At 62.8% G+C, this 19681-nt stretch carries 23 protein-coding genes, 2 tRNA genes and 1 other RNA gene; 13 read left to right on the top strand and 13 right to left on the bottom strand.

What is annotated here, in order from left to right:
- Nucleotides 1–505: 505 nt before the first annotated feature.
- Nucleotides 506–1582, bottom strand: coding sequence for a hypothetical protein (locus tag EWU68_RS02550; protein WP_129314277.1), 1077 nt, complete (start codon nucleotides 1580–1582; stop codon nucleotides 506–508).
- A 49-nt stretch (nucleotides 1583–1631) separates the two neighbouring features.
- Nucleotides 1632–1814 carry a hypothetical protein gene (locus EWU68_RS02545; RefSeq protein WP_129314276.1) on the bottom strand — a complete coding sequence of 61 codons (183 nt, stop codon included), beginning with the start codon at nucleotides 1812–1814 and terminating at the stop codon, nucleotides 1632–1634.
- Between the two features lie 686 nt (nucleotides 1815–2500).
- On the opposite strand from EWU68_RS02545, the gene EWU68_RS02540 reads away from it, so the two are divergent.
- The 4 genes from EWU68_RS02540 (at nucleotide 2501) to EWU68_RS02525 (ending at nucleotide 4264) form a co-directional block, all read left to right on the top strand.
- Nucleotides 2501–2761 carry a stress protein gene (locus EWU68_RS02540; protein WP_129314275.1) on the top strand — a complete coding sequence of 87 codons (261 nt, stop codon included), beginning with the start codon at nucleotides 2501–2503 and terminating at the stop codon, nucleotides 2759–2761.
- Nucleotides 2762–3008: 247 nt separating this feature from the next.
- Complete coding sequence (locus EWU68_RS02535) at nucleotides 3009–3434, top strand: CBS domain-containing protein (protein ID WP_129314274.1); 426 nt, start codon at nucleotides 3009–3011, stop codon at nucleotides 3432–3434.
- Nucleotides 3435–3566: 132 nt separating this feature from the next.
- Nucleotides 3567–3770 carry a hypothetical protein gene (locus EWU68_RS02530; protein ID WP_129314273.1) on the top strand — a complete coding sequence of 68 codons (204 nt, stop codon included), beginning with the start codon at nucleotides 3567–3569 and terminating at the stop codon, nucleotides 3768–3770.
- 158 nt (nucleotides 3771–3928) lie between these two features.
- Nucleotides 3929–4264 carry a hypothetical protein gene (locus tag EWU68_RS02525; protein ID WP_129314272.1) on the top strand — a complete coding sequence of 112 codons (336 nt, stop codon included), beginning with the start codon at nucleotides 3929–3931 and terminating at the stop codon, nucleotides 4262–4264.
- 552 nt (nucleotides 4265–4816) lie between these two features.
- Here the strand turns inward: EWU68_RS02525 and EWU68_RS02520 are convergent.
- Nucleotides 4817–4892: transfer RNA gene (locus EWU68_RS02520), tRNA-Arg, on the bottom strand.
- Between the two features lie 61 nt (nucleotides 4893–4953).
- Entirely contained in the window at nucleotides 4954–6483 is a 1530-nt protein-coding gene (gene mptB / locus EWU68_RS02515) for a polyprenol phosphomannose-dependent alpha 1,6 mannosyltransferase MptB (RefSeq protein WP_129314271.1), read from the bottom strand.
- Nucleotides 6484–6617: 134 nt separating this feature from the next.
- Here mptB and orn point away from each other — a divergent pair, with 134 nt between their 5' ends.
- The gene (gene orn, locus EWU68_RS02510; RefSeq protein WP_129314270.1) at nucleotides 6618–7235 is read left to right on the top strand and encodes an oligoribonuclease; all 618 of its coding nucleotides are present in this window, start codon (nucleotides 6618–6620) and stop codon (nucleotides 7233–7235) included.
- A 120-nt stretch (nucleotides 7236–7355) separates the two neighbouring features.
- A tRNA-His gene (locus EWU68_RS02505) sits at nucleotides 7356–7431 on the top strand.
- 90 nt (nucleotides 7432–7521) lie between these two features.
- Here the strand turns inward: EWU68_RS02505 and EWU68_RS02500 are convergent.
- The 7 genes from EWU68_RS02500 to EWU68_RS02470 form a co-directional block, all read right to left on the bottom strand.
- The gene (locus EWU68_RS02500; RefSeq protein ID WP_129314269.1) at nucleotides 7522–8133 is read right to left on the bottom strand and encodes an energy-coupling factor transporter transmembrane component T family protein; all 612 of its coding nucleotides are present in this window, start codon (nucleotides 8131–8133) and stop codon (nucleotides 7522–7524) included.
- Complete coding sequence (locus EWU68_RS02495) at nucleotides 8130–8822, bottom strand: energy-coupling factor ABC transporter ATP-binding protein (RefSeq protein WP_129314268.1); 693 nt, start codon at nucleotides 8820–8822, stop codon at nucleotides 8130–8132. The genes EWU68_RS02500 and EWU68_RS02495 overlap by 4 nt, the downstream gene beginning before the upstream one ends.
- Complete coding sequence (locus tag EWU68_RS02490; protein ID WP_129314267.1) at nucleotides 8819–9940, bottom strand: thiolase family protein; 1122 nt, start codon at nucleotides 9938–9940, stop codon at nucleotides 8819–8821. Before EWU68_RS02490 ends, EWU68_RS02495 begins: the two co-directional genes overlap by 4 nt.
- Before the next feature lie 28 nt (nucleotides 9941–9968).
- Nucleotides 9969–11117, bottom strand: coding sequence for an AMP-binding enzyme (locus tag EWU68_RS02485; protein ID WP_156265281.1), 1149 nt, complete (start codon nucleotides 11115–11117; stop codon nucleotides 9969–9971).
- On the bottom strand, nucleotides 11114–11719 hold the full coding sequence (locus tag EWU68_RS02480; RefSeq protein WP_129314265.1) for a biotin transporter BioY: 606 nt from the start codon (nucleotides 11717–11719) through the stop codon (nucleotides 11114–11116). Before EWU68_RS02480 ends, EWU68_RS02485 begins: the two co-directional genes overlap by 4 nt.
- A 124-nt stretch (nucleotides 11720–11843) precedes the next feature.
- Nucleotides 11844–12665 carry an anti-sigma factor domain-containing protein gene (locus EWU68_RS02475; RefSeq protein ID WP_129314264.1) on the bottom strand — a complete coding sequence of 274 codons (822 nt, stop codon included), beginning with the start codon at nucleotides 12663–12665 and terminating at the stop codon, nucleotides 11844–11846.
- Nucleotides 12652–13131, bottom strand: a complete 480-nt coding sequence (locus EWU68_RS02470) for a sigma-70 family RNA polymerase sigma factor (RefSeq protein ID WP_238692294.1) — start codon at nucleotides 13129–13131, stop codon at nucleotides 12652–12654. Before EWU68_RS02470 ends, EWU68_RS02475 begins: the two co-directional genes overlap by 14 nt.
- Between EWU68_RS02470 and EWU68_RS13220 the strand changes: the two genes are divergently transcribed.
- Together EWU68_RS13220 and def are read left to right on the top strand one after the other, a co-directional pair.
- Complete coding sequence (locus EWU68_RS13220) at nucleotides 13036–13392, top strand: hypothetical protein (RefSeq protein ID WP_238692304.1); 357 nt, start codon at nucleotides 13036–13038, stop codon at nucleotides 13390–13392. The genes EWU68_RS02470 and EWU68_RS13220 overlap by 96 nt on opposite strands.
- A 180-nt stretch (nucleotides 13393–13572) precedes the next feature.
- Entirely contained in the window at nucleotides 13573–14157 is a 585-nt protein-coding gene (gene def / locus EWU68_RS02465) for a peptide deformylase (RefSeq protein WP_129314262.1), read from the top strand.
- Nucleotides 14158–14192: 35 nt separating this feature from the next.
- Here the strand turns inward: def and EWU68_RS02460 are convergent, their stop codons facing one another.
- Nucleotides 14193–14957 carry a YaaA family protein gene (locus tag EWU68_RS02460; protein WP_129314261.1) on the bottom strand — a complete coding sequence of 255 codons (765 nt, stop codon included), beginning with the start codon at nucleotides 14955–14957 and terminating at the stop codon, nucleotides 14193–14195.
- 28 nt (nucleotides 14958–14985) lie between these two features.
- Here EWU68_RS02460 and rnpB point away from each other — a divergent pair.
- Both rnpB and EWU68_RS02450 read left to right on the top strand, forming a co-directional pair.
- An RNA gene (rnpB, locus tag EWU68_RS02455) (RNase P RNA component class A) lies at nucleotides 14986–15354 on the top strand.
- A 221-nt stretch (nucleotides 15355–15575) separates the two neighbouring features.
- On the top strand, nucleotides 15576–16190 hold the full coding sequence (locus EWU68_RS02450) for a hypothetical protein (RefSeq protein ID WP_129314260.1): 615 nt from the start codon (nucleotides 15576–15578) through the stop codon (nucleotides 16188–16190).
- A 46-nt stretch (nucleotides 16191–16236) separates the two neighbouring features.
- Here the strand turns inward: EWU68_RS02450 and EWU68_RS02445 are convergent, their stop codons facing one another.
- Complete coding sequence (locus EWU68_RS02445) at nucleotides 16237–17130, bottom strand: Nif3-like dinuclear metal center hexameric protein (RefSeq protein ID WP_129314259.1); 894 nt, start codon at nucleotides 17128–17130, stop codon at nucleotides 16237–16239.
- 131 nt (nucleotides 17131–17261) lie between these two features.
- Here EWU68_RS02445 and msrA point away from each other — a divergent pair, with 131 nt between their 5' ends.
- The 3 genes from msrA to epsC all read left to right on the top strand — a co-directional run bounded on the left by msrA (nucleotide 17262) and on the right by epsC (nucleotide 19604).
- Complete coding sequence (msrA, locus tag EWU68_RS02440) at nucleotides 17262–17789, top strand: peptide-methionine (S)-S-oxide reductase MsrA (protein ID WP_129314258.1); 528 nt, start codon at nucleotides 17262–17264, stop codon at nucleotides 17787–17789.
- Between the two features lie 84 nt (nucleotides 17790–17873).
- The gene (gene cysK, locus EWU68_RS02435) at nucleotides 17874–18809 is read left to right on the top strand and encodes a cysteine synthase A (RefSeq protein ID WP_129314257.1); all 936 of its coding nucleotides are present in this window, start codon (nucleotides 17874–17876) and stop codon (nucleotides 18807–18809) included.
- Between the two features lie 210 nt (nucleotides 18810–19019).
- Nucleotides 19020–19604 carry a serine O-acetyltransferase EpsC gene (gene epsC, locus EWU68_RS02430; RefSeq protein WP_129314256.1) on the top strand — a complete coding sequence of 195 codons (585 nt, stop codon included), beginning with the start codon at nucleotides 19020–19022 and terminating at the stop codon, nucleotides 19602–19604.
- Nucleotides 19605–19681 lie beyond the last annotated feature (77 nt).

The raw sequence follows: 19681 nt of genomic DNA, 5'->3' as shown, positions 1-19681 counted from the left end.
TCACACGCACGGTGCTCACGACGTTGGTCTCGAGAATCTGGGGCCGACCGGCATCGTCAATTTCATGGAAGGCGCCGTCCGGGCCATGGGCCTCGGCCTCGCAGACCAGAATGCTGAGGCCGCCGACCTCTTCGCGGACGACCTCAGCCACGTGCTAGACCGCTTTCGGGTCAGTGGGGTCCGCAACTGCAACGGTGACACGATCGTGGTCGAGACTCTTCACCGTATGCACGAGCCTCTCCGGGACCGTGTCAGCAATAACGACTCTCACGCCCTCGTCCAGCAAGGTCCGAGCGTTGCGTCTATGGGCTGTCCTCACCGTTCTCGCCAAGATGTTCTTGTTTCCTGGCAGCCGCCTGACTTTGGTCAGTCACCCGTATGCTCCAGCCGCAGGCGCAGACGACGTCAAAACCGGTTGGAGACAGTGACCGTGTCACGGGATGGATCTCCACTGTATGGTCGCTCCTACAGATACTGCTCGTCTCCTTCCCGCACCATGGTGCCTCTACGCGGAACCTTCGTCAGTCTCTTCAGGCTCCGTAATCCTCTGACGCTCTCTCTGCCCGTGAGTGACCCGTCGAATGTCCTCTTCGGAGTCGAAGCTACTGCCCAGTCCCCCACCGATAACACCCATGGATGCACTGAGCCAGGCGATCCTGAGGTAGTCGGTGAACCCGACTTCATAGCCCAGGATCTGTTCCATGAACTCCGGGCTGATGATCACCAGCCCACCGACCAGAGTGAAAACCAGCAACGCAGCGAAGAGCATGATCACACACAGCAGCAGGGTCACCACGGTGGAGACGTTGTACAGCGTGATCAGCCAGGCCCGATTCTTACTGACCGGTCTGTCCCAGAGCCGGTTGTTGTACATCAGCCACAGGACCATCAATGCGATGGCCATGACCGCAACGAAGACCAACCGTCCGGTGCTCAAGGTGGAGGACATTTGCCAGATGGAGTTGTAGAAGATCCCGAAGGCGCCTGTGGCCGCAGCAGTGGCCAAGACGCTTGATAATCGTGGAGCAGTATGAAGCGGTTCGTTGGTGACCACCATGCCTGTGATAGTGCGCAACTCGCCGGTGAAGACCCGGGCACGCATGCTGAACCCGTGCTCGTTTTTGCCCCAGGTACCCCATGCAAGGCGGGTCGGAGGGGTGGTCCCGGGGTTGGTCGGCAGGTCCATGCGGGCCAAGCAGGCCATGATGGTTTGGGCCAGGCGCCGTCGGGGGCAAGGCCCCTCCAGGGTTGGGCAGGAGATGACTGCCAGGCAGTTGGTGGTATTGACTTCTGCGATCAATGGGTGCTTACCGCTGTGGCGGGGCATTTCAGTCAAGCACACCACCGCCGTGGTATGCGGGAACTTGTGGGAAATATCCGCGATCACTTGCATGTCGAGGCTGCCCTCGGGATTGATGCCCAGCGCCTCCGAGCTGTCATACAGGTCCGGGGAAACTCCATAGACCTGCACGATCCGTGCGTCCAGGTTTGCTCGGATCTTTTGCAGTCGGTGGGCAGGAACCCCCGGTTCCGCAATAAACAGCAACGACAGTTTCGAATTTCCTGACGGATCGGGCCCCATAGGCACCTTCTCTCCTCAGTAGCCCTTGATCTAGGGCTGAACGTGGCGATCAGTAGAGAATTTTCTTGATGGTCAGGGTGTCCAGTCCTGAACAAGCAGCAATCTCGTCCACACTGAACCCGGCCGTGTGCGCAGTCCGGATCATGTTGTTCCGTGCCGTTTGGGACCGTCTCGCCTCGTCGGCATACCGCGCCAGGAGGGTTCGCAGTTCGTCATGCTCACTATTGGGCATGTGGCACCTCCGTCTGGACATGGACCTGTCAACGATTCGGCGCATCCGCATCGGCCCGGTGGCCGACGATCCCTGCGCCAGGTGAGGTCCCCTCCAACACCACACAGTGTACGGCAATTTCCATTTAATCGGGATAATCAGAAAACAAATCCCATTATCATATTCATCAGGAAAATGATTATTGCTGGCACTTAGTGACACGTTCATATCGGCACAGCGAACACGACGGAGCCACCAAGGCACCCCTCATTCACAATTTGCCCATAAAAGTTTCAGCACAACAAAGGCAACACGCTCAACAAGCCGTACCTCATTTTCAGGTTAACCATAATCATTTTTCTTCATGGGAATTTGATGTATCCTTGAAACAGCTCGGGCCCATGACATCAACCGCCCGAGCGAGGAACCTTGGGGCATGCAAAAACGTGCGCTTCGCCCAAGTTTCCGGGGGCTGGCGAGCCGATCGCAGTATCGACACGCCAGCCCCTTCTTGTACTCAACCCCTCAACTTCCCGCTCTGTGCGGGCCAATGGAGCAGTTTCCCCTCGCCACCATCTGTGCAACCAGAAAAATGTGGTGAAATTTCTGTTCAGGGATTGAAAAATGGGTTGATGGCGAGTTTGGTGGATAAATGAAGCGCACGGTCGTAAGAAAAAACGCCTCCCAGTAGAGGAAAGGCAAAGATTATGGCTGACAAGAACAATCCCGGACAGTTCGGAAACCGCAACGACACCGAAGAGCAAGCCCACAAGGGCGGCGAGCAGAGTTCGGGCAGCTTCGGCGAAAAGAATGCTGCCGATCCCCACCAAGCAGGCCAGGAAAGCTCCGGCAGCTTCGGTGAGAAGAACTCGGCTGACCCCCACGAAGCAGGTCGGGAAGGCGCACAGGCCCAGTCCACCGAGGACAAGGCAAAGGGTGGCCGCAACAGCGGCAGCCAGACCAGCTGAATCACCATGAGCTGGTAGGCCGATGGGCGGGCATATAGCCGCAAATGCGCTGGTTTGTGCCCGCCATTGGCCCCCTTCCGTCAACCGTGACCGTCCTATCCTGTTTCACCTTCACGGGTAGTCCCGGTCGAGCGGACTCGGTTGCTTATGGTTTCACCTTCGCACAGCCCACGGGCCAGGCGGTGAAGCGCCCAAGGAACGGGACCTCACCACCCAACGACCGGGAGGTGGTGGAGAGGAGGCAATCATGGTGGCAATACGCGACATCATGACCCCTGATGCCCAGTGCATCGGGGAATCGGACACCCTGACCGATGCAGCACGTTTATTGCGTGATCTGCGCGTTGGTGCCGTGCCAATCTGTGGCAACGACAATCGCCTCAAGGGCATGGTGACCGACCGTGATATCACGGTCCGATGCACCGCCGAAGGAGGCAACCCCAGCGAGGTCACTGCTGGAGAGCTCGGTGAATCGAAGCTCGTGACCGTCGGAGCAGACGACAGCATCGAAGAAGCCATCCGGACAATGAGCGAGCACAAGGTACGCCGGCTTCCAGTCATCGACGGACATGACTTGGTCGGAATGGTCACTCAAGCCGATGTTGCTCGCAACTGCACCGAGGATCTCGCCGGAGAACTGATCGAGTTCATTTCGGACGCGGACGTGACGTGAGCCAAGAGACCCGGTCCAGGTGTGTTCTTCGACTGAATCCGCCGGCACATGAAATCTACCGGTCTTCGACAAGGGTTGAAGCACACGGTGGCAAGAAGAAGGAACCCAATCCGTAGCGAAAGAGGTATCACGATGGCTGACAAGAACAATCCCGGACAGTTCGGAAACCGCAACGACACCGAAGAGCAAGCCCACAAGGGCGGCGAGCAGAGTTCGGGCAGCTTCGGCGAAAAGAATGCTGCCGATCCGCACGAAGCCGGTCAGGAGGGAGCCCAAGCCCAGTCCACAGAGGACAAGGCAAAAGGCGGCCGCCACAGCGGCAACGGGTCCAGCTGAGTCCTCCTGCTCCTAGCTGGCAGATCGGGTCGGCGGAGTTGTTGCGCTTAAGAATTCCCGCAACACACTCCCCGGCCCGATCCTTTTAACCACATCGTGCGCGACAGCAGGCAGGACGTGGTGAGGCTGCTGCTTCCGGTGGGGCAAAAGGAGCCACCATGGTTTATGAGACACAACCGATCAGTGCAACGTTACTGACAATCCCACCAAGGTACGTCCACCATGAACGTCAGTGGGCCAGCCAAATTTGCGCCCGACGGGGATGGCGATTCTGCGCGGCCACCGGTGAGATTTGCGACGGAGAAGGCGAACTGTTGGCTGATGGGTTAGATATTTTGACCGCTTCCCTGGTGACCCTGGGGTGGATCGTTCCCCGTGAGGAAGGTGAAACCAAGGCTGGTATCGTGTGGCGCCTGATCCCGGCTGAAAGCGGGGCAGCCAAAGCCGAGATAGTCCGTGTTATGGGCAAGGCAAACAGCGACCCCAAGGGGTAGAACGGCCATCACCGCACATGCTCAGCTGCTTCTGAGACCACCGGCCGGGCGAGAAACGAAACTGCCTGAACAGGTCTCAGGGACCAAGCAGGCGTTCCGGCATGAGCCCTCCGGCCGACCAGAAGATCCCTTGCACCAAGACCGGATTCCCGCAGTTCTCTTCCACGAGTCTCAGAAGGTTTGTCTCATTTTCTTCGTATGCAAGCTTGCGGGCGGTCAGCGAATTGGGCCTTATAAGAAACTCCGAACAAGGCTTAGTTCGGTTCTCCCTCGGAGGCCGGTGGCAACCACCTTGCCCGGTTGTTGTGGGGCAGATCGTTGGCGGCCGAATCACAGAGCGCGCAGCGAGGCAAAGTCGTGGGGCAAGCGTAGGCCGGGTGATGGAGATGGGCAAGACGCCCGTGTGGTGGCATACGAAAGGCCCGCTCGAAGATGTTCCCGGCGAGGCTCTTCTCGGTCAATGGTGTGCAGAACGGTGTGCAGATCGTCCCGAAAACCGTTTGCGTATCAAGATGTGCAATAGGTTGTTCGCTGATTTTCCGCGGTTTCTATTGGTGCCCCAGGAGGGAGTCGAACCCCCGACCAAGAGATTAGAAGGCTCCTGCTCTATCCACTGAGCTACTGAGGCTTGGCCATCGCGACCTCGTACAGACTACCGCGAGATGGCCTCGGCTCTCCACTTCCGGAAGCTACACGATCGTACCGATCCGTCGAGACCGCCTGAAGACACGGCGCGTGGAGGGGTCGATGAACATGATGTACAGCCCGTACAGCAGTGCCACCACGGCCGCCACGAGTCGACCCATGTTGATGTCGAGGCTCAAGTACGGGAAAACATCCAACTGGTCGGATACGGCCCACATCATGAAGAAGAGCGTGGTCAGCAGGAAGAAGTCCACGTGCCAGTCCGAACGGATCCCCGTGGCGGCAAAGAACGGGATCAACCAGACCACATACCAGGCCTGAATCATCGGGTTCAGGATGACGACGAGGGTCAGTGCGATGGTCAACCGCCGGATCAGCTTTTCGTCCCGGCCGAGGAATGCGAGCACCGCGGCACCCAGGACACCTGCCATCTGGCCGACCTTCTGGACCAGGGACTGCAAGTCGCCACCGGGCAGCCCCAGAGAATCGCCCCACAACCGCATCAGGAAACCCGCCAGTCCGACGGGGGCGTACCAGATCCAGACGCCGCCCGTCGTCGTCAGCGCTCCGACCCAGTCGAAACCGAAACCGTTCGCAAGCCCCATGAGCCAGAGTTCGAGCAGGGCCACCCCGGCGGTCAGGAACCAGAAAAGGAAGCGACGGGGCCAGGAGGCCCCGCGGCCCGCCCACAGCAGGCCGACGAACGGAAGGATGAGCAAGGCAATCGGCTTGACCGCGACGGCCAATGTCGTGAGCGTAATCCCGCCGAGTCCCCCTGCCGTGGTGCGCCACCGGGCCGCCACGTAGACAGCGGCCATCATGAGGCCGATCATCAGGGCATCGTTGTGCGCCGAGACCACGAAGTGCACCAGAAACATGGGGTTGGCCAGGCACAGCCAGCAGGCCCGTGTGGGATTCACACCGTGCAATCTGGCGAGCTTGGGCAAGAAGTAAGCAATCAGCCCCACGCCGAGGAGCGCGACGAACCGAAAAAGGTAGAACCCGACGTCGGGCGAGTCGCCGGCGATCCCGACGACCACACCCTCGATCCAGAGGAAGACCGGGCCATACGGCGGTGGAGACTGGCTCCACAGCTGGTCCGCGCCGTTCTGGAGAAAGTTGTTGACCGAGGAGACGCCCGACTCGTAGGGGTTGAGTCCTGACTGATACACGCGCCCTTGGGCAAAGTACGAATAGACGTCCCGACTGAACAGCGGTATGGCCGCCATCAGTGGGACGGACCAGGAAATGATCGCGGCCGTGACCCACTTCTTCGCGGATTTGCTGGCCCAGTCGACCTTCTGGCTCAAACGCATCCACTCGCGGGTAAGAGCCATCGCGCCGATCGAAGTCACGATGATGCACATGACGACGGCACCATCCGTGTACCTCAGCGAAATGATCCACGGGTGCAACCGCAGGGAGGAGATGGGCGCGAGCCACCCGATGCCGAAAGACCCGAACATCAGCAGAAGAGAACCGATCGTGCCCATGATGACGGTCCTGAGCGGGCTTCGTTGCACGAACCGGGGTTCCCGGTTGCGCCGTTTCCGAAGCATCGCGCTGTGGCTCAAGCTTCCCCCTTTGTGCTGTGGTCTCGTGCCGGAAGTCCGCCGGAACTCGGGCAAGACTTCGATCGATTTTACAGGTCCCGCACTGACGGCGCGGACGCTTAGGCACGATCGAAGCGGGGAGGTAGGTTGGGAGAGTGTCAAAAACGAATGAACGCATAGTATGGATCGACTGCGAGATGACGGGTCTCGACCTGGAGCGGGACGCTCTGATCGAAGTCGCGGTTCTGATCACCGATGCCGAGCTCACCATTCTGGACGAGGGTCTCGATGTGCTCATCAGGCCCGAGCCGGAGGCATTGGAGCAGATGAACGATTTCGTGAGGGATATGCACACGACGTCGGGACTGCTCGAGGAGCTCGACCAGGGGCTGACCATGGAGGAAGCCGAACACCAGGTGCTCGAACACATTCGCAAGCACGTCCCGGATGCCGGCAAGGCCCAGCTGGGCGGCAATTCCATCGGCACCGACAAGACATTCCTCTCACGGGACATGCCCAAGGTCATCGAGCACCTGCACTATCGGGTGATTGATGTATCGACCATCAAGGAGTTGTCCCGCCGCTGGTACCCGCGTGCTTACTACCAGGCGCCGGCCAAGACGGGGAACCATCGCGCCCTGGGAGACATCAAGGACTCGATCGTCGAGCTCCAGTACTACCGGGAAGCGATTTTCGTTCCCCAACCGGGACCGAGTTCCGACGACGCCCGCGAGATCTCGCGCCGCTTCTCTCCCGACCAGGCGGAGGATTGAGCTCGGCCCCGCGGGTGTGAGAGTTCTCACTGATGTCTCACTGCTTCGGATTGGCACCCCTGGCGGGGCTCATGTAAGCTCTAATTCGTTGTCCGATTGCTGATCGGGCACCGATTCTTGGTGGGCGTAGCTCAGTCGGCAGAGCGCCTGGTTGTGGTCCAGGAGGTCGCGGGTTCAAACCCCGTCGCTCACCCCAGATAAGCGAGGTGTGTACCCACCGCTGGTCATCCAGTGAGGGTTCGCACCTCGTTTTTGTTTCCGGGCCGCCTCTTCCGTGACCCGGGCTTCAGTCCTCGTCCGACCCGCCCAAACCCCTTGCTTCCAGGGCGTCGCCGACTTGGTCTGCGTGCTGCAGAGTAAGCACCAGGACGGGCATGACCCATGCCCACGGTGCGATCCGCACTCCCCTGGCCTTCTGCGCGTCCTTGACCTCCTTGACGATCGCTCCGAGCTGGTTGACGGACGTCAAGGTCAGAGCCATGGCGAGGCCAATGCGTTCCGGGTTCACACCAAAACGTCGAAATGGCCCCAGGACTCGTTCGCAGGTTTCGATCATCCCCTGGACCGGCGTGGTTCGGGTGACGACCTGGGCCAGCAGAATAATCGCCAGGACCCGCACGGTGTTGCGGACGGCGTCGATCGGTTCGAGGAATATCGCCTGGGTCACCGCCAGGAAAACAAGGATCAGCAGGAGTCCGCGCAGATCCTTGAACAACAACCGCATTCCGAGCCCCGCAAGCGCGTATGCAACGGGCGCGATGACCAGACACACGCCGATCGTCCACCACGTCGCCGGTGCAAAGGAGAGCCCGAGGGCGACGAGTGCGAAGGAGACAAGCTTGCCGCCCACGGGCATCCTGTGAACGGGGCTGTTTCCCGGAGAGTAGAGGGAGATCACGCCAGAATCCGTTCGTAGCAATCAATCACGTGCGCCGGGTCGCCCTGTTCCGCAAGCGAGCCATCGGCGATCAGCACTGCCTGATCACAGTGTCTGGCCAAGTCGAGGTCATGCGTCACGAGGAGCACCTGCGGGGCCGCCGGTTCGAGCAATCGCCGCGCGATGATGCGTCGATGCCGTGCATCCAACAGACTGGTTGGCTCGTCAGCGATGACCAGATCGGGTTCGCCGACCAGCACGGAGCACAAAGCCAGACGCTGCATCTGGCCGCTCGAGAGCGCATGGCACGGGCGGTCCGCCAGATCTTCGAGCTCGTGTTCTCGGATGGCTTCTTCGACTCTCGCCGAGATCTCCTCTCGGGACAGCTTTCTTCCGCGAAGCGTCAGGGCGATGTCTTCGCGCACCGTGGGCATGATGGTCTGCGCCCCGGGGTTTGCGAACACAAATCCTACGGCGCGCCGCAGCCGCTTGGCCTGCCCCACGGTGTCGATTCCGTTGACGGCGACCTTTCCGGCGGTCGGCTGCACGAGCCCGGCGATGGCTTTGGTCAGCGTGGATTTCCCGGAACCGTTCTCCCCGATGATGGCGATGCGGGGCGCGTCGAGGTCGGCCGTAACCGAGTCGAGCAGGAGGGTCCGCCCCTCCGGGCCGTCAACTTCGACCGTCAGGTTGTCGATGGTGATGCTCATGCGTTGTACTCCAAGATCATGGTGGCGCCCATACCCCCTCCAATGGCACATGTCATGAGCCCTCGGGCTCCCGGCCCTGCTTCCGAGAGCCGATTCATGAGAGTGCCCAGGGCGATGGCGCCCGAGGCACCCCAGGGGTGGCCCAGGGCGATCGCCCCTCCGCGTGCGTTGACGCGGGGGTCGATGGCATCGCCTGTTGCGAGGTGAAAGGGCTCGAGAAAAGCGATGACCTGGGCGGCGAACGCCTCGACGACCTCAATGACGTCCATGTCGTCCATCGCGAGCCCTGCATGGGCAAGGGCCTGCTGAGTGGCCTCGACCGGCGCGAGGCCCGGGACCGCTGGGTCCCCGCCGGTCAGGGTCGACGCGATGATGCGCCAATGCGGTCCGTCCGTCGATTCCAGGGGAGCGACGACGACGCCCGCGGCCCCATCCGAGATGCGTGCCGTCGTTCCCGGTGTCACGGTGGCGTTCTCCACGTCGATGATGGGTGAAAACCTCCTCAGGCTTTCTGAGGTCAGTCGTCGCGGACCGTCGTCGACGACTCGGGCGGCCCGATCGTTCCCCACCATCCAACTCGTTTCCGCCCATCGATGGTGCTCCGAAGCCAGGGCGAGTCGGTGACTCCGAACGGCGTAGCCTTCTTGCCTTTCCCGGGAGATCCTCGTGATGCGGGCCAGAGCGTCGGCCGCCTCGATCATGTCCGGGTCGGGAAACCCCTGAGGTGCGAAGGGGGCCCGGTCGAAGGGCACGCCGTTGTAGGAACGTGTGGGCGCCGTCGAGGCCGATTCGGCCCCGCCCGCAAAGATCGTGGTGCCGGTTGCGGCGACCTGGTGGGCGGCCTGCTGCACGGCCGCCAGTCCCGAGCCGCATTGGACGTCTATCCCCCACCCGACGCAGCTTCCTCCGAAACCTGCCGCAAGGGCCGCATTGCGTCCCAGGTTCCCGCCCGGACCGGTGCAGTTGCCGAGCATGACGCCGTCGGGGGCCCGCCCCCAGTCCGTCGCCAGGTCGGCCAGGACCGTGGCCGCGAGTTCGTCGACGCGGTAGTGGGCCAGGGCTCGCGAGCGGGCGGTGACAGGGGTTCGGCGGGTCGCGGTCAGCGCTGCGTGGGGCATGGTGTTCCTGGGGCGAGTCTGGGGAGTCTCATCGGAGTGCCTCGAATTCTTCAGGCGTCGGTCTGCGTATCTTGCCGGAACCGGTACGTGGCAATCGGGTTGTCGTCTTCCACCGGCGCGGAATGTGTGCGGGGGTCAGTTGCGCTCTGGCGATGCTCTTGACGCGTTCCAGAACCTGTGTGGTGTCCCCGCCGTCGGTTTCGAGGGCGGCGGCGACGAGTTGACCGGCACGTTCGTCCGGAACGCCGATCACGGTTGCGGCATGCACCCCATGGACCGACGCGAGGACTTCCTCGATGTCGTTCGGGAGGACGGTGGCGCCAGCCGTCTGTATCGCGTCGTCGCTCCGGCCGCGGAGACTCAGCCGGCCATCTGCTATGACAGCACGGTCCCCGACCGTGGCCCAGGCTCCTCGGACTCGATAGGCGCCGCCGGTACCGAGCACGGCCACTGCCCGCTGGTCAGTTCTCGCCCAGAGGACGCCGTCCCGGGTCTGCAGGTCCACACCCGGGAAGGCTCGCAGGCCGTCGCCGTCGTCGATCGCTACCATGGACAGCTCGGCAGCCCCGAAGTACCCCAACACCCGGATGCCGCGGTGTGCTGCCCGGTGGCGCAATTGCTGGGGCAACCGGTCTCCTCCCACGAACGCCACACGCATTGGGCTGGGGTGCCCGGCATCGAGCAGATCAAGGAGGTCACGCAGGTGCCACGGCGTCCCGTGGAGGATCGTGGCGCTCGCGATATCTCCAGGTCCCATGCGGTGCTTCACCGGCGTATTGAAGGGGAATCCGGTATGAGCCGCGTGGGAGGCGGCGTAGGAGGCCATGGACGACACCGGGTGGGCCGCGATCAGCATGGTGTCCGCTGGGGTCAGCTCGCCCCACTCATCCAGGAACGGATAGGACATGTCCCACGATTGCTGGGTTCTCAGGATGATCCGTGGACGCCCGGTGCTTCCTGACGTCAATGCCGCCCATTCCGCCTCGTCGGGGACGATCGCACCGGTCGCGTGCTCGACGACGCCGCGCCACTGGTCTTCGCTCCAACGCTCGTCTCCGATCAACGGGATGTCGCCTGCGCGTCGAACAGCGAGGGCTTCGCGCAGCACTCGTTCGTGGTCCCGGTCCCGGAGCGGCCGGACGCGGCCGGCGAGGACAGGTTCTGGCCGGTGCGTCACTGGTGGAAGGCTCTCGGGTAGGCCTTCCACAGCCCCATGGTCACGATGCTCGCGATGACGGCCTTGATCAGGTCTCCGGGCAGGAAGAGCAGTGAGGCAGTGAACGTCTGGCCGAGCGACATCCCTGTCACCGCTGCTTGGACAGGGATTCCGATGACGTAGAGAGTGATCATTCCGCCGAGGACGCACCCGGCGAATGCTTTCAACCAGGTCGGTCGCCCCGACCCCGATCGAACAACGAGACCGACGACCGCCGCTCCCACGACCCAGGCGATCATGTACCCCGCGCTCGGACCCACGAACACACCCAGTCCCCCGCGCCCCCCGGAGAGCAGAGGCAAGCCCATCGCAACGAGGGCCAGGAACAGGATCATCGACAGGGCTCCCCTGCGCGCCCCGAGAACCGCGCCGGCCAGCATGACTCCGAGGGTCTGCGCCGTAATCGGCACGAGCCCGGGCAAGGGGATATTTCCCGGCAACCCCAGGACGGCGACCAATGCCGCGAAAACCGCAATATAGGCGATCGAGTGCGCTACCGAAGTCGATTGCACGGTCGCGGCCGGGCGGGCCCCTCCGGGTACTGAATTCACTGTCTCCTCCATTGTCGTGCGCGGTCTGCTCGGATCGCCGGATGTCCGGGGCACCGATGACCGTCGCGTGATTTTGAACAGTGTTCAGGTTATCGGATAGCGCCAGGCTCTGCCGCATCGGACGGCGGCAGCCGAGTCAGCTGTCCGATTCCAGCATGAAGGGATCGCCGGTGGGCGCCTTGGCATCGCGGTTCTCGACCGTGATCCCGAAGGCCGCAACGGAGCTCAGGTCCTGGTCCGTCATGGTCGTCAAGTCAACGCCCGCGTTCTGTCCTTCTCCGTTCGTACCCCCCGAGATCGACCCCGATCCGACCACGTTGTGGTCCTTGTCCAGGAGCCAGAGCATGTAGACCTTGCCCTCCGGCAACGGCGGCATGTCCGACGTCGAGACCCCAGCCATGTTGTGGGACGCGGAATACATCACGGAGATATTCGCCCCGTCCATGTTTCCCTTGGCCAGGGAGACGTCCGACGCCGATGAGATCTGGTCCAGAATCGATGGCGACTCGGTCTTCGACCCGGATTCGGACTCGGCCGCAGAAAGTGCGGACCGCGTTTCATCCGCCTGGCGCTTCTGGTCCATCCCCCACACACCGGCCACAACGGCCAGCACCGCGCAAGCAGCGGCAACGGTCACGGGCACCATGCCCCAGCGTCGTCGGGCCCGGCCGCGGGCGCCGGATGCGGGCGCTTTCGAACTCCCGGCAGGTTTGGGTGGGGCGGAGGGGTCGACCTGTTCTGTCTGGGCAACCTGCCGCATGAGATTTTCTTTGAGGCGCGCAGGCGGCTCTTCGGGAGCGACCGCCTTCCCCAAGCGGGCCCCTACCAGTGCCCATTCCGCGGCGAGATCTTTTTCGGCCCGGCCGGCCCGAGCCTCGAATCGTTCGTTCTCCTCGGGATCGAGTGCATGGAGGGAGTACGCAGCTGCGTCGTCCACGGCGTTCTCATCCGATTTCATACTCGCCTCCCAACTCTGACCGCAGTCGCATGAGACCAAGCCTCATCCTTGTTTTGACGGTACCCAGCGGGACACCCAGGGCCTGCGCAATCCGACTCTGTGACAGCCCGCCAAAATATGCCAGGGTTACGACCTCAACCTGAGATTCAGGAACCCTGGACAAAGCCGCATGCACCGAGGCGTTGTCGAGACCTTGCTGAACCGTCGACTCCACGTGCTCGTAGGCTTCCTCGAACTCGGCTGCCCCCATCCGCATGTCCCGCTCCGATGCCGACTGAGCAGCTCGGACACGGTCGACGGCACGACGATGGGCGATCACGGTAACCCAGGATCCCACTGCCCCTCGCGTGGAATCGTATTGGGGTGCCTTTTGCCAGACTTCGAGAAACACTTCCTGGGTCACTTCCTCGGCGTGCGCGACATTGCGGAGAATCCGCTGAACGAGGCCGTAAATCCGAGGAACCAGGGCATCGTAGAGCTGCTCAAAACAGTTCTGGTTGCCGTTCGAGGCGCATTCCATGAGGTTCTGGAGCAACTCGTGCTCGTCGCGCGCTTCACGAACCGCTCGCGCGACGTCCGGGTCGCGGGAGTTCCCCTCGGCAACCCCAAACCTTCGGGACATAACCACCATTGCCATTCCGCCGACGTCGAAGTCGGCACCGGGCTGACCCGGGTCCGACGGCTGCCCTGCTTCAGAATCATCACGCGCCAGATTTTCCGGCCGTGACAGGGCCGCAACAAGCGATCCTCCGTAGAAGTCGCACTGCTGGTCACCGACTGTTGTCTTTCGTCATCCTAGTAGCACGCGTTCACGTTGCGTCGAATCGCTTCGTTCGCGGTGAGTCGATGTCCGGAGATTCCCGATACGGTGGTGCGTGTATTCCGCTCTAACCGCCCAGGAGGCCACATGTCCGTTCGCCCGATTGTCATTACCGGCGACCCCGTTCTGCACAGCCCGACGCGGCCCGTCACCGACTTCGACGACGAACTGCGAGGTCTCATCGCAGACATGTACGAGACCATGGACGCGGCCCACGGCGTCGGGCTTGCGGCGACACAGGTCGGCGTGCCGCTGCGCCTTTTCACCTTCGTCCACGAGAACGACGACGACGCGCCCAACCGCGGGGTCCTCGTCAACCCTCGGCTGACCCTCGGAAAGATCTCCGAGGTCGAGCCGGACAAGGAGGATGAGGCTGAGGGCTGCCTGTCGGTGCCCGGACTTGCCTACCCGCTCAAGCGGGCGGATTGGGCCAAAGTCAGCGCGCAGGACGAATTCGGACGCCCGATCGAATTCGAGGCCACCGGATGGTTCGCGCGCGTCATGCAGCACGAGACCGACCACCTTGACGGCAAGCTCTACGTCGACCGGCTCAACGCCCGTTGGGCGAAAAAGGCGAGGAAGGCGATCAAGAAGGAAGGCTGGGGCAAGCCCGATCTGACGTGGATGCCCGGGGTCGACGAGGATCCCTTCGGACATTCGGACGAAGAGTAGACCTCAAGTTCAGCTTGATTAATCCGGTCGGATGATCAGCCGTCGGAGGGGACCACGAGCGTCAGCGAATGGCCTTTGGTCCGGTCCGACTCAAGTTCAACCTGCCAATGAGGTCTAAGGATTTCGACGACGTCGTCGACAGACTGTGGCTCAACTTCGGCCTCCAGGAGAATTCGAGCTACCTCGCCCCGGTAATGTTTGGCCATGTGGGAGACCACCTGTCTCTTGCCGTTGAGCTCGCGCTCGACCCTGATCCCCACGGTTCTCTCGGCGGGGGCTTTCCACGCCGCGGCATAGCTCGAGGACCTGCAGTCCACGATCACCTGTCCGGAACCATGCGCATCCAGGACCGGACCGAGCTCAGCCTTCCACCACGCAGCGAGCGTACCCGCGGGCGCAACCTTGGCACCCATGGACAGTCGGTACGCGGGGATGAAGTCAGCGGGGGTCACGGCGCCCCAGAGTGCGGAGATGATCACGACACGGGTCCGGGCGCGTTCTTGGGCCTTCGGGCTCAGGTGCGGGTGGTCGAGAGCATCGAACAAGACCCCCGTGTAGACCTCGAGCGCCGGCGCCGTCGGCTCCCGGAGCAATCGTGTGTTTCGCTCAACTTCCGCCGCCAGGCTGGGGCCCGTCTTCAGGAGGTCACCTGCATCCTCCCCCGAACTCACCTCGATCAACCGGTCAAGCATGGCTTCACGGGCCTCGGTGAGCTGCGGAAAGCTCATATCGGACAGATCGACGCTCGGCCCGGCACTGGGCGCGGTCTTGGACTCGGAAGGAGGAAGCAGAATCAACATCCTTACCAGTGTAGGATTGATCCCCGGACGGGTCGGTCGAGACGATCGCGTGGCGTGTTCGACGCCCCGAGGAAAGTCCGGGCTCCGCAGAGCAGGATGGTGGATAACGTCCACTCGGGGAAACCCGCAGGCCAGTGCCACAGAAAACAGACCGCTTGCTTCGGCAGGCAAGGGTGAAACGGTGGTGTAAGAGACCACCAGTTCCCGCGGCGACGCGGGAAGCTCGGTAAACCCCATTCGGAGCAAGGCCAGACAGAATGCGTGACGAGGGCTGCTCGCCCCAGGCATTCGGGTAGGCCGCTCGACCCCTTGGGCAACCAAGGGGCTAGATGGATGATCGTCACGGCGCGAGGTCAACCTCGCGTCGACAGAACCCGGCTTATGACCGGCCCGTCCGCCTCATCCCACAGAAACCGGACCACGTCGGCTCCATGACAGGAATGCAGGCGGACTTGCGCCTGGTTCGAATGGCTTCATCCAGTCGATTCGGCTGCACTCGTCGGCGCCCACTGCCCTCTCCCCTCCCGCCGCCCTCCGAGCCCGGACGCTCATCCGACCGTTGTCGAGGTGCAGCTACCGTATACTCACCAGTACATCCCAGAACCACAGGAGAACCACGTGAAATTCAAAGTCCTGCCCGTCGTTGCCATGGCTGGCCTCGCGCTTGCGGGATGCTCGCAGGGAGACGATTCCTCGGATTCGTCGTCCTCGAGCAGCCCCAGCCCGTCGACATCGAGCTCCACAGCAGCCCCTTCGTCCTCATCGCCCAGCGTTGCACCCACCGGGTCCCCGAGTACGTCATCGTCCGACGCCCCCGACGAGACGTCCTCCGACGGGCCCACGGAAAACTCGGTGCCCTCTGCCGAGCCCTCGCAACAACCTGCCGACGACTCTGCACAACCCGGAGCTGACGCCGCGGGGGCCTCTCCGCAGCTGGCCCAGTACTTGCACAATGGTGGCGGTTGCATCTCCGACGTCTGGAATGATTCAGCCGCTCCATACAGCGAGGCGTTGCACAACGAACTCGTCCGGTACTGCTCGGCCAACCAGCTCGGAGACTGGGCCGGCGGTGCCGACCCCATGAACCCAGAAAGCTACGGGACCCCTGACGATCAGGCCGAGGTGCGCAGCAACGAACAGGACATCGAACGGTGCAAGGCAGCAGACCCAGAAACGGCCCCGTCCGGCCAGATTCAGTACTGCTTCATGGAGTACGGCATCCGCATCGAGTAGGCGCAATGAGTCTCCCACCCGCTCGTCCGGGGCGAGTGGAAGACTCTCACAGGTCGCGGGCGTATCCGTCGCCTTCCGGAGCGGTCGACGCCGATGCGGGTGCCTCACCCGTGGAGACCCGGAAGTCCCAGGGGTCGGTATTCAGGCTGCTCAGAAGGGTCTCGACCTCGAAGCCACGGGCAGCCAGATGGTCTCTGAGCATCTTGGCCCCGGACGCCAACCACAGTTCCTCGCTCGCGAAGTGGGAGCAATCGATCAAGTACGGCGTGCCGCCGTCGAGCAGCGCCCGCTCCCGTGCCTCGGACGCCGGATGATGGCGCAGATCGGCCGTCACGAACACGTCGGCCCGGGAAGCCCGAACATCATCGAACAGAGAATCACCGGCTCCTCCGCACACCGCCACGCGCTTGACGGTTCCCTCCTTGGGCCCGGCGATTCGCAGACCGCCCGCCGTGGGCACAAGAGCCGTGGCCAGGCGCTGTGCCAGCTCCTCCAGAGTGATCTCTTCGGCGAGGTCCCCGACGCGGCCGATTCCTGTAAAAGCCTCAGCATCCCCGAGGGGCACGGATTCCGTGATGCCGCACGCACCCATGAGTGCATCCGATACTCCACCGATCATGCTGTCCGCGTTCGTGTGCGATGCCAAGAGACCGCAGCCGTTCTCGATGAGCGTGTGCACCACCGCGCCCTTGTCGTTCGAGGTCGGCAGGAATTTCGCTCCCCTGAGCAGGAGAGGGTGATGAGTGAGAAGCAATTGGCACTCCGATTCCACCGCCTCGCGCGCCGTAGCCTGTACGGCGTCGACCGCGAACAGAATCCTCCGAACCGGCTGATCCCCTCGGCCGCAGACGAGGCCGCTCGCATCCCACGGTTCGGCCAGGGCAACCGGCCACAATTCGTGGGCCGAACGGACGACGTCGTTCAAGCTGGGAGTAGTCATGCACCCAGTCTAGGACGTGGGTTGCGGCGCTCCAGGCACCCGCCGGACGCGGCAGGGCCCGGCTTGGAAGGGGCTCCCCCAACAGCGAAAGACCATGACGAAGACGCTCCGCCGGGACCACAATGGGGCCCATGAAAGAATTCACCGTAGCCGCCGGATGCTTCTGGTGCCTGGACGCTGTCTACCAACGAACTCGCGGCGTGGAATCCTCCGTCTGCGGGTATACGGGTGGCAACACCTTCGAGCCCACGTACGAGTCCGTGTGCACCGGCGAGACCGGGCATGCTGAGGCCATACGAGTCCGCTTCGACGAAACCGTGGTCCCCGAAGACGTCATCATGGACATGTTCTTCACGACTCACGACCCGACGAGCCTCAACCGTCAGGGGTACGACGTCGGCACCCAGTACCGTTCGGCGCTGTTCTACAGCAACGAGGAAGAGAAAGAATTCTTCCGCGCACAGATCGAACGGGCCCAGGCCATGTTCGACAAGCCCATTGTCACGACCCTTGAACCCCTCGGAACGTTCTACCCTGCCGAGGACATTCACCAGGACTTCGAACAGCGGAACCCTTACAACGGGTACTGCCAAGTGATCATCGACCCCAAACTCCGCAAGGCCCGGGAATATTACAAGATGTGGCTCAGGGACACCTGACCAGGCTCTCGCGGACTACCGTAGTGGCAGAACGGGTTGGAACGCCCGATTCCGCCGTTTACTCAGCTCTAGAAAGGCGACACCATGGCTAAAATCCTCGACAACGTCACCGAGGCCATTGGGGCGACCCCTCTGGTCAGGCTCAACCAACTGGACAAGGACCTTCCGGGCAACGTGGCCGTCAAGCTCGAGTTCTACAATCCCGCCAACTCCGTCAAGGACCGTATCGGCAAGGCGATTGTCGACGCGGCCGAGAAGTCCGGGCAGCTTCGTCCGGGAGGGACCATCGTCGAGGGAACTTCGGGCAACACCGGTATCGCCCTGGCCATGGTCGGCGCGGCACGCGGTTACAAGGTCGTTCTGACCATGCCGGAGACCATGTCGACCGAACGTCGCGTGATGTTGCGTGCCTACGGTGCGGAGATCGTGCTGACCCCGGGCGCCGAAGGTATGCGTGGCGCCGTCGACAAGGCGGCCGAGATCGTCGAGAACTCCGACAATGCCGTTCTCGCCCGCCAGTTCGAGAACGAGGCGAACCCCCAGGTCCACTACGACACCACCGGACCCGAGATCTGGGACGCCACCGACGGCGACGTCGACCTCTTCGTTGCCGGCATCGGAACCGGCGGAACCATCTCCGGAGCCGGAAAGTACCTCAAGGAGCAGAAGCCCGGCGTCAGAATCGTCGCCGTGGAACCCTCCGACTCGCCGCTGCTGACCGAAGGCAAGGCCGGCCCGCACAAGATCCAGGGCCTCGGGGCGAATTTCCTTCCCGATACGCTGGACCAGGAGATCTACGACTCGGTGACCGACGTCAACCTGGACGACGCCGTCCGGGTTGCCCGTGAACTGGGCGCCAAGGAAGGAATCCTCGGCGGCATCTCGTCCGGAGCCAACGTGTGGGCCGCTCTCGAGGAGGCGAAGAAGTCCGAGAACGAGGGCAAACTGATCGTGACGGTCGTTTGCGACTTCGCCGAACGGTACATCTCGACCGTTCTCTACGAGGACATCCGCGGCTGACGCCACACCGCCCCGGAAACGCTGCTTGTGCCCGCACGAGAAATCGTGTGGGCACACGTGCGTGGGATCCACCGCACGTACACCCGGGAATAGCGCCCACCGTTCCGAGGTTGCACCAACAGTGAACAGCCTGCTCGTCGGACGCCCCCTCCGGCGACCGGGAAAGCCGCACCCTGCCCCACTTCACCCACGCACGATGAAAGCGACACCGTGAGTTTTCTCAGCCGTCTCAGGGAAGACCTGACCACAGCCCGCACCCACGATCCGGCCGCCCGGGGCGACCTCGAGATCATCCTCAACTACTCCGGACTGCACGCCATCTGGGTCCACCGGCTCACCCACCGCTTGTGGCAGACGGAGGGACTGCGCACCGTGGCCAGGTCTCTGTCCCAGGTGACGCGCTGGTTGACCGGCGTCGAGATTCACCCGGGTGCGACCATCGGGCGTCGCTTCTTCATCGACCACGGTATGGGCATCGTGATCGGAGAGACCACCGAAATCGGCGACGACGTCATGCTGTACCACGGAGTGACCCTCGGGGGGCGTTCCCTGGAGAAGGTCAAGAGGCATCCGACGCTCGGGCACCGTGTGACGGTTGGCGCGGGTGCGAAGATTCTCGGCCCCATTACGATCGGTGAGGATTCGGCCGTCGGGGCCAACGCCGTCGTGGTGCACGATGCCCCCGCTTCCTCCATCGTCACGGGCATCCCCGCGGAGGCTCGTCCGCGAACCCCGGAGAAGAAGAAACCCCTGGTTGACCCCGTGACGTACATCGACCCGGCCATGTGGATCTGAGGGTACGGGTCTGATACCGGCTCGTGGCTTGAGGGGAGCCCTCTGCCCCACGGCCGGGTTCAACGCGTCGTACGGGT

Origin of the sequence: Rothia koreensis (assembly GCF_004136575.1) — a bacterium.
In the GTDB taxonomy this organism is placed as follows: domain Bacteria; phylum Actinomycetota; class Actinomycetes; order Actinomycetales; family Micrococcaceae; genus Rothia; species Rothia koreensis.
Note: the sequence above shows the minus strand (reverse complement) of the source record. Positions and strands in the feature narration are given on the sequence as shown.